This is a genomic window from Helicobacter didelphidarum, assembly GCF_003364195.1.
GTDB classification, from domain to species: domain Bacteria; phylum Campylobacterota; class Campylobacteria; order Campylobacterales; family Helicobacteraceae; genus Helicobacter_A; species Helicobacter_A didelphidarum.
In genome coordinates this window covers 1-7646 of record NZ_NXLQ01000039.1, presented here as the reverse complement: position 1 = coordinate 7646, position 7646 = coordinate 1, and the positions used below count along the sequence as shown (strand labels likewise).

Below are 7646 nucleotides of genomic sequence, written 5' to 3'. Positions count from 1 at the left end.
GTTGATATGATGAAAAAAATGTATATAAAAAAGTTATACAAATTGTGTGTGATGGTTGGGTGGGGGGTGTGAGGGAATATCCCATAGATATGACAATCCCGCATATTTCACCAAATCTCATAGACTATCAAATTAACCCCAAAGCATTTATTAATGCGCATGATTTCCCAAATCTTGATGCACTTATTGAAGAAGTAAAACGAATTGATTCTGACCAAGAAGCTTATGAAGCGATGTTAAATGAGCCTGTATTCTTAGACTTCGATAGAGATAAAAAACAAAAAGAACTCATTAGTTTTTTAGAATCTATTGTATCACAAGAACCACATAAGGCACTTCGTAGAGGGAAAGGACAACATTTGTACATTATTCAAACATACATGTGCCGGGATAAATCTCATAGAGATTTGGGTAGTTTATTCAAATATCCAAAGATAGCCAGATCTATTAATAAGCTTCTATCATACCGCACTCTTCCTCGCAGTATGATAAGGATTCTAAAAGATAAATTATATAGATAGAATCCTTGTTTGGTTATCATAAACAAAACCGATTGGTGCTTTGCTTAACTAGGAAACATTCTTCGAGCCAAAAAATGAAAACACAAACAAACAAAACAACTTTATCTAAAATCTATACATAAAATGATATAAGTCATATTTATTTATGATTTATTCTAAAAATATTGCATAATTGTAGATTCTTTGTTACACTATAATTTTGTATAGCAAAAAAAGGAGAGAAATGATATATGCAAATATTATTACAGGTGGGATTGGTTGCGGGAAAAGCACATTTTCAAACCTCTTAATACTTGAGGGGTTTTCCGTAATTGATGCAGATAAGATTGGTCATGATATGTTGTCTGAACATAAAGATATAATTGTGCAACATTTTGGGAAAGAAATAATTGAGAATGGCACAATCAATCGTGTTGCACTGGGGGCAATTATTTTTTCTAATCAAGAGAAAAAAGAACTTTTGGAATCTTTATTGCACCCACTTATTTATAATGAGATTTCACGCCAATGTAAAGTTTTGGAACACAAAAAAAATCCTTATTTTGTTGAGATTCCATTATATTTTGAAAGCAAGTCTCTCTATAATGCAAATTCTGTCATTTGTGTATATGCACCAAAAAATTTACAAATTGAACGCATTATGCAAAGAAATGGCTTAAGTCAAGAGGAAGCGATGAGGCGCGTAGAATCTCAAATCGATATTGAAACAAAACGACAAAAAAGTGACTTTGTTGTTGAAAATAAAAAGAATTTAAAAGCCTTGCAACACAACCTCGTAGCATTTTTAAAAGAATTTCATCAGATATATAAATCTTAGATAAATAAGATTCTAAATTTTTCCACTATGATTTAACTTGCCAAAAATCCAAGATATTATTTTGAAAGTTTTTAAAAAACAAAGATTGTTATAATTCTTTTGCTAAACAAACACAATCCAAATATTTTTGTAATCTATTGTAGTGTATTGTCAAAATTATATAAATTCACAATATTTTATCACTATCTAAAAGCTATAATGATAGTCTTATCTTATATGAAAAGTAGCTACTTGGAATATACATTTTTATGGAATCTAACATTATTTTCTATCCAATTCTTAAGGATTCTACAACAAATTAGATAAAAAAATCGATGATTTGGGGGTTGTTGTAGAAAATTTATTTTAAAAATAGTATCATTAGTGCAATTTGGGAGCAATCTACAACATTATTTCTAGGAGAAAATATGAAAGTTATACAATACTGCAAAAATCTTTTTGTTTGTTGCATTGCAATAAATTGGTGTATTGCCAATGCAACAAACAATCGTATTATGGCAATAGAAGGATTTCAAACACCTCAAGCAGTAGTTGCCACAGATTCCAATATTTATGTAAGTAATTATGGAATCTATAAAGAAGGGAAAAAAGAAACTGAAGGGTTTATAACCAAGCTTGATAAAACAGGGAAAATTACTGAACTTTATTTTATCAATAATTTAAATATGCCTCGTGGTATGGTAGTCATCAATAACATTTTATATATTGCTGATACAAACACTTTGAAAGCATTTAATCTGAATACAAAAAAGCAAATATTAAGCCTTCAAATTAATGGTGCAACCGCATTAAGCAGCATTGTTATGAGGGACAGCAATACACTTCTAATAAGCGATACGCAAGCAGGATTAATATTTTCTGTAAATATAAAGAAAAAAAGTTATCATACTTTTGTCGCCATAGAATCTTCATTAGGTGGTCCAAACTGTTTAGTGCTGAATAAAGATTCTGTCTATGTTACTACCACAGACATAAACAAAAAAGCGAGAGGAAATGTCTTACGCATTAATTTGGAAACCAAAGAAATGCAAATATTAAATGATTTCAACAATCATTTAGAGGGCATAGCCGTGCTTGATAATGGTAATATCATCATAAGTGGTTGGGATAAAAAACATGAAACACGATTCTATAAAATCTCCCAAAATAATAAAGTGTATGAGGTAGATTTAGATGAACAAATACATAATCCCTCATTGTTTCTTATTGACTCTTCGATTCTTTGGATACCCGATATTCTCTTACACAAAGTCTTTAAAATTACAACATAATAAACTTATTGTTTCTTTAGATGACAAAAACAATACTCTTTACCCACTATTAGACAACAAAGTAATTTGTTATAAAAAATATTAAAAAAAATTAGAAACTGCCGATATAAGAGTAACAAGCAAGGATGCTTGGGATATTTTTTAAAATATAATCACAAGGAGTGACATATGGCTTTTCAAGTCAATACTAACATAAATGCGTTAAATGCGCATGTGCAGAATGTAGGAACCCAAAGAGGTCTTAAAGATTCTTTGGAAAAGTTAAGTTCAGGTTTGAGAATCAACAAAGCAGCAGATGATGCTTCAGGTATGATTATCGCAGATAGTTTGAGAAGTCAAGCAAGTGCGTTGGGTCAAGCTATTAGCAACACAAATGATGCTATGGGGATTATTCAAATTGCTGATAAAGCAATGGATGAACAACTTAAAATTCTTGATACAATCAAGGTGAAGGCAACACAAGCAGCTCAAGATGGGCAGACTTCAGAATCAAGAAGAGCTATTCAATCGGATGTTACAAGACTTATTCAAGGTCTTGATATGATTGGTAACACAACTTCATTCAATGGTCAAAAGTTGCTTTCAGGTTCTTTTACAAACAAAGAGTTCCAAGTTGGTGCATTCTCTAATGAATCTATTAAAGCTTCAATTGGTGCAACAACAAGCGATAAAATCGGACAGGTTCGCATTGCAACAGGTGGTATGATTACGGCATCTGGAACAGTCAATATGCTTTTCAAGAATGTTGATGGTATCAATGATGTCCAATTACAAGCTGTAAAAATTTCTACAACAGTAGGAACAGGTCTTGGCGTTATGGCTGAAGTTATCAACAAGAGTTCAGATAAAACAGGTATTCGTGCGGTAGCAAATGTTATCTCAACTTCTGATAAGGCTGTCAAGTCTGGAACACTATCAAATGTTGTTATCAATGGTTTAACATTGGGTGATATTAATGACATTAAACAAGGTGATTCCGATGGGCGTTTAGTGCAAGCTTTCAATGCTGTTACAAATCAAACAGGTGTTGAAGCTTATACTGATGAAAGAGGGAGATTAACACTTAGAAGCGTGGATGGTCGTGGTATCAAAATTTCTGCTGGTAAAAATGAAAAAGGTCAAAATGGCAAAGTACCTGCAATGGCAATCGAAGCAATGAATGGTGGTCAAAAGCTAGAAGGTAAAGGTTCTGAAAACTATGGACGCTTATCGCTTAGCAGACTTGACTCACGCGATATTATCGTAATGTCTGCGGCAAATGCGAAATCACAATATAAAGCACTTGGTTTCACAAACGATCAAGTTGCAAAAACAGTTGTGAATTTGCGTGATACTATGGGAGCATTCAATAAGGATGTAAAATCTGCTTCTGGTGCAAACTTTAACAAAGTTGTAGCAAGTGGAAGTGCGGAGCTTGGTGCAGGTGTAACAACACTAAGAGGTGCTATGGTAGTTATGGATATTGCTGAATCTGCAACAAAGATTCTTGATAGAATTCGTGCAGACTTAGGTTCTGTTCAAGGACAAATGATTTCAACTGTAAATAACATTTCTGTAACTCAAGTCAATGTGAAAGCAGCTGAATCTCAAATTCGTGAAGTGGATTTTGCTCAAGAATCAGCAAACTTTACCAAGCTTAACATCTTGGCACAATCTGGTAGCTATGCACTTACCCAAGCAAATGCTGTGCAACAAAATATTTTAAGGCTATTAAGCTAAGGATTTTGTCGCTCTGAAGGATTACCCATTTGCTTCCTTCACCCTCATCTGAGAGATGAGGGACCCAGGATATATCTTAATAAGTTACAACAAATTTAATTTAGATATACAGGGCTTTTGTTTAATGTTTAATGCTTTATGTTAAGTATGCTTTCTTACTTTATCATTTCTCTCATATATTTAAAACATATTTATTTATAGCACTCATAGGAATGAATATCCTCTATAACATTTATTTTCTTTATATTTTATGAAAAAATTTGTTACAAAGTTATCATGCCATTTTAAATTCTATAAGATTCTTTAAAAATTAATAACCCTCACTCTCTCTTTTAGAATCTTTTGCTAGAATTAAATCCTATCCAAACTTGAATATAAAGGAAAAACATGAAAATTGTAATGCTTGATGCTCTCACACTAGGAGAATTTAATGCAACAAAGTTTCAAAATTTAGGAGATTTCACATCTTACCCAATAACAAATCAAGATGAAATTCTCATGCGTTGCAAAGATGCTCAAATTATAATTACAAACAAGGTTATTTTAAACGCTGAAACTTTAGAATCTCTTCCAAATCTCCAGCTTATCTGCGTTGCTGCAACAGGCACAAACAATATTGACCTGCAAGCAGCAAAAAGACATGGTATAGAAGTAAAAAATGTGGCAGGATATTCAACCGCCGCCGTAGCTCAACACACACTCATGTTAGCTCTTGCATTTCTTGGACAATTACCATACTATACAAGCTATGTGCGAGAGGGTAAATGGACACAAAGCAATATATTTTGCCATCTTGGACGAGAAATACGAGACATTAATCAAAAAGAATGGGGCATCATTGGTTTTGGAACAATCGGAAAACAAGTATGCAAACTTGCACAAGCCTTTGGAACGAATGTAAGCTATTATTCTACAAGTGGTAGCAATACACAATGTGAAATCCCACATAAAAGCCTCGATGAATTACTTGCAACAAGTGATATAATCTCAATTCATGCACCATTCAATGAAAAAACACACAATCTTATCGGATTGACACAATTAAAACAACTTAAAAAAGGTGCTATTTTGCTCAATCTTGGACGAGGGGGTATTGTAAATGAAGAAGAGTTAGCTAAAAGTCTTAAGGAACAAGATTTCTATTTTGGTGCAGATGTATTAGAAAAAGAACCAATGATACCAAATCATCCTCTTTTAGATTCTAGCATTGCTGATAAAATTCTGCTTACACCGCATATTGCATGGGCACATAAAGATACAAAAGAACGTCTTTTGGAATTAGTTGTAAAAAATATTGAGACATTTTTAGAAAAATAAAGAGTATTGATATTTCATCATTATATGCAGAAAATCACATAAACTCCGCTGATAAGTTTGAAAGCGGAGAGAAATTTATGACTACAATGATCCAAGCATATACAATACAATTCGGTAAGATTCTAAAATAATTTAGCCTTAAAGAATCCTGTGTAATTCACTATTAAAATATAATTTAAAAACATGATAGTTTGTAAAAGTTTTTCATGAATTTTGCAAAATCTCTTGACTTAGAGTAACTCTCATCATTTATAATACTAAAAATTTCAAGTTATAGAATCTCACAGGGCAAAGAAAGATTCAAAACAATACCATTGCACTTTATGCAGATTCTATAAAAAGAGATTTTGGATAATATGCAAGGAGCGATTATGCAACATAGCGACAAATACACACAAAATATATACGAAGATTCTAAGCAGGATTGTAGGAATCTTAAAGATTTGAAGCAAGATTCTCAAAAGAGTGAATCTCAATTCGCCTCAAGTATCCCCTCGCCTATCGGGCTTGATAGGAGCAATCCAAAGTGGCGTAGCACACCTGCACCAAGCACAAATAGAGATGTTTTCATACGCGATTTGGAGGGCGAACTCGTAAGTATGGACGATAAAGAATGCGATAGAATCACATCGATTATCAAGCAGACTTTGCAGCTTACAAACAAGCTTAATAACGGCATTCATAGCGATGAGGAAGTGAGGGCGATTTTTAGCGAAATCATCGGGCAAAAAGTCGATGAAAGCGTGTGGATACTGCCGCCATTTTATGTGGATTATGGGCGAAATATCCGCGTGGGCAAGAGGTTTTTTATGAATCAAAACTGCACTTTTATGGATAGGGGTGGGATAACTATCGGTGATGATGTCTTCATCGCGCCCAAATGTAATTTGACGACGATTAATCATGATTTTAATCCCTACAATCGCCGTGCGACATTTTGCAAACCCATTGTGATAGGTGATAGAGTGTGGATAGGGATTGGTGCGACAATTTGTCCGGGTGTAACGATTGGGGAAAATACTATCATCGCCGCAGGGAGTGTCGTAACAAAAGATATTCCACCAAATGTCATAGTGGGCGGGAATCCAGCAAGAGTGATAAAATCTCTTCTTAAAGAACACAAATGAGAAAATATCATCTCTCCTTGATAGAATATGATTTGATGAATTGAGAAAGCAATGATATGCTCTATATAACGATTCTCTAGCCTCAATTCATCTCTTTAATCACACTGCAAATGAGATTGACTATCTTTACTCTTTAAGTTGTTTTTATACTTATACCTTCATAATTCTTACACTCTCATTCTCATTAGAAGAGCCACACTATCCATAGTGCAATGATAATAGCGATAAGAATTCCAAAGATTTTTGCGACTTTTGGAGCAAGAAGTATTAAATGTCCGCCGATAAATGTGCTTATAAATGGAGTAAAGAGAGGAATTGTCAGCCACCCAGCCGCTTCATTATTGACAATATCCACAAACACCCAACACCACAAAGCTAAAATTATAAGATTCACACATAAGATAATATATGCGGGGGTGGATTGGAATTTTTTTAGAATCTTATAAAGAAATACGATGCAGATAATCGTTAATAGCGCACACCCAACAACAAGGATATGAGCATTTCTCCGATAAAAAGCATTGCTCATATATAGGTTATCCGCCACCCCAAGCACAAGCAACCCAAAGAGAATCCCAAGCGAAATAGCAATACATATTCGCCCGATTGTCAATCTATCAAATTGCATTTTTTTCATTTTGCCCTTCTTCACTTTTCTTTTTTCAAGCAAGTCTTACTTGTTTGGTTGATTTTCAAGCAAGATTCTCAATATACAAAGTTTTGTGTTTTATTTTGATTATAATTAAACACAAATAATCACAATAAAGGAGCAATAATGCAACTACAAGGCAAGATTTTGCGTTACCTTGATAATGGCGTGGAGTTTTTGGGAGTTTTAAAAGAAAATGACACTATGGTTATGCCACTTGATATG

Annotated in this window: 7 protein-coding genes; 6 read left to right on the top strand and 1 reads right to left on the bottom strand. The window is 33.5% G+C overall.

The annotated features are described in order from the left end of the window. Positions 1 to 68 precede the first annotated feature (68 nt). From CQA53_RS09735 to CQA53_RS09710, 6 genes are all read left to right on the top strand, one after another. Complete coding sequence (locus CQA53_RS09735) at positions 69 to 521, top strand: hypothetical protein (protein WP_181882417.1); 453 nt, start codon at positions 69 to 71, stop codon at positions 519 to 521. Positions 522 to 744: 223 nt separating this feature from the next. After that, positions 745 to 1338 (top strand): dephospho-CoA kinase, encoded by a 594-nt coding sequence (gene coaE / locus CQA53_RS09730; protein ID WP_115543802.1) that lies wholly within the window; start codon positions 745 to 747, stop codon positions 1336 to 1338. Between the two features lie 407 nt (positions 1339 to 1745). After that, a complete protein-coding gene (locus tag CQA53_RS09725; RefSeq protein ID WP_115543801.1) occupies positions 1746 to 2609 on the top strand; it encodes an NHL repeat-containing protein in 864 nt (287 codons plus the stop codon). 168 nt (positions 2610 to 2777) lie between these two features. After that, entirely contained in the window at positions 2778 to 4328 is a 1551-nt protein-coding gene (locus CQA53_RS09720) for a flagellin A (RefSeq protein WP_115543800.1), read from the top strand. A gap of 387 nt (positions 4329 to 4715) precedes the next feature. Next, positions 4716 to 5645 (top strand): D-2-hydroxyacid dehydrogenase, encoded by a 930-nt coding sequence (locus CQA53_RS09715; RefSeq protein WP_115543799.1) that lies wholly within the window; start codon positions 4716 to 4718, stop codon positions 5643 to 5645. Between the two features lie 371 nt (positions 5646 to 6016). Next, complete coding sequence (locus CQA53_RS09710) at positions 6017 to 6772, top strand: sugar O-acetyltransferase (protein ID WP_245945863.1); 756 nt, start codon at positions 6017 to 6019, stop codon at positions 6770 to 6772. 184 nt (positions 6773 to 6956) lie between these two features. On the opposite strand, the gene CQA53_RS09705 is transcribed toward CQA53_RS09710, so the two are convergent. Continuing rightward, positions 6957 to 7409 carry a hypothetical protein gene (locus tag CQA53_RS09705; protein WP_115543798.1) on the bottom strand — a complete coding sequence of 151 codons (453 nt, stop codon included), beginning with the start codon at positions 7407 to 7409 and terminating at the stop codon, positions 6957 to 6959. Positions 7410 to 7646 lie beyond the last annotated feature (237 nt).

Excerpts from the sequence above, each read along its gene's own strand:
- coaE (WP_115543802.1), top strand. The coding sequence starts at position 745 with ATGATATATGCAAATATTATTACAGGTGGGATTGGTTGCGGGAAAAGC.
- CQA53_RS09725 (WP_115543801.1), top strand. The coding sequence starts at position 1,746 with ATGAAAGTTATACAATACTGCAAAAATCTTTTTGTTTGTTGCATTGCA.
- CQA53_RS09720 (WP_115543800.1), top strand. The coding sequence starts at position 2,778 with ATGGCTTTTCAAGTCAATACTAACATAAATGCGTTAAATGCGCATGTG.
- CQA53_RS09715 (WP_115543799.1), top strand. The coding sequence starts at position 4,716 with ATGAAAATTGTAATGCTTGATGCTCTCACACTAGGAGAATTTAATGCA.
- CQA53_RS09710 (WP_245945863.1), top strand. The coding sequence starts at position 6,017 with ATGCAACATAGCGACAAATACACACAAAATATATACGAAGATTCTAAG.
- CQA53_RS09705 (WP_115543798.1), bottom strand. The coding sequence starts at position 7,409 with ATGAAAAAAATGCAATTTGATAGATTGACAATCGGGCGAATATGTATT.